Below are 1,318 nucleotides of genomic sequence, written 5' to 3' on the forward strand. Positions count from 1 at the left end.
CATCACGTGGACCCGCGAAACGCTGGATGCAGAGATCTCGGCGCTGCTTGGTGGTTATGGCGACAAGTTTCAAATCAATTTTTCGTGATTACTTAATAAAATTAGACCAATTAGTCCTTCCAATCCAAGACTGCCTGAGTATTTGGATGCGGCTGGGAAGTATTTGAATGGAGGTTCGTAATGGTAATTCCATATTGCGAAGGAAGTGTATTTGCAGTTCCACTTAGAACGGGTGGGTACGCTTTGGGTGTGGTTGCAAGAATTTCTTCTGACAAGTCGGGTGGTTTACTTGGATATTTTTTTGGTCCTAAAAGAGATTCCTTGCCGCCGGCAGATTTAATTTCAGCCTTGAAGGCAGATGATGCATTGAAGGTCTTGAGGTTTGGTGATCTCTCTCTACTAAATAATGAGTGGCCTATTCTCGGAAGTGTTGCGGGGTGGAGTAAAGAACTTTGGCCAATGCCATTCTTTGTGAGGCGTGATGATTTGTCTAAAAAAGCCTGGCGAGTTCTATATTCAGATGGCAATATATGTGAAGTTGTGAAAGAAAGCCCTGAGCCATTTGATAGCAAGCTAGAACGTGATGCGATATTTGGCTCCGGAGCTGTAGAGCTATTATTGGGGAGGTTGCTGGCATAATGCCATTGCTCTAGGTGTGACACGGCCGTAAGATGCACTCGTAGGGTGCAACACCCGGCTACCAGTCTTCCCATGTGTGAGCTTAGCCGCCGGGCGTCGCGCCGCAATCGCCAAAAGATAGGCCGGCATCCCAAACGGATGCCGGCCTTATTTTTGTTGGCAACACAAAAATCTCCTCGGCATAACCGCCCCGATTCCGTCGATAGCAACGCAGTAGCAAGCCGGCCGTTTCCCATCAATGACTTGCGCCGAATCTGCTACCTCGAAGTAGCAGGTCATTCTTTAGCCCTGAAGCCATTCCCCGCACAATCAACAGCTTGCCGCGCACCGGGAGGTGCGTAGGGTGTAGGCCCAGAGTTAAGGGCTTGACCCGTTGAATTCGCCCATGCAGAAAGCATTTGCATCGCCAATCTGCCGTTAAAAAGCGTCCCATTCTGCCGGATCGGGCTGGGCCCGATTCGCCGCCGGGCAGGTTAACGAATGGATAACAGCCGGTGAGCAAGTGGCGGACAAATGGGGAGCAGCTGGATAACATCCGGATAACAAAAGGGGAACCATGTGCCCGGCGCGCTGACGGTGCACCCTAGCAGGCCGTTGAAAAACCAACATCCACCCATTTGGTATAATCAAGCATCCAACGAACCACGGAAGCATCCAATGAGAGGCGTCCGCAACGACA

General features: G+C 50.5%; 1 protein-coding gene. It reads left to right on the forward strand.

Translation table 11 applies throughout. The annotated features are described in order from the left end of the window. Window positions 1-180 precede the first annotated feature (180 nt). Window positions 181-639, forward strand: coding sequence for an immunity 26/phosphotriesterase HocA family protein (locus C2I19_RS20880; protein WP_103904501.1), 459 nt, complete (start codon window positions 181-183; stop codon window positions 637-639). Window positions 640-1,318 lie beyond the last annotated feature (679 nt).

It is taken from the genome of Chromobacterium alticapitis (assembly GCF_002924365.1).
GTDB classification, from domain to species: Bacteria; Pseudomonadota; Gammaproteobacteria; order Burkholderiales; family Chromobacteriaceae; genus Chromobacterium; species Chromobacterium alticapitis.

What these genes read in the sequence shown, in the direction of transcription:
- C2I19_RS20880 (WP_103904501.1), top strand. Translation starts at nt 181, where the DNA reads ATGGTAATTCCATATTGCGAAGGAAGTGTATTTGCAGTTCCACTTAGA.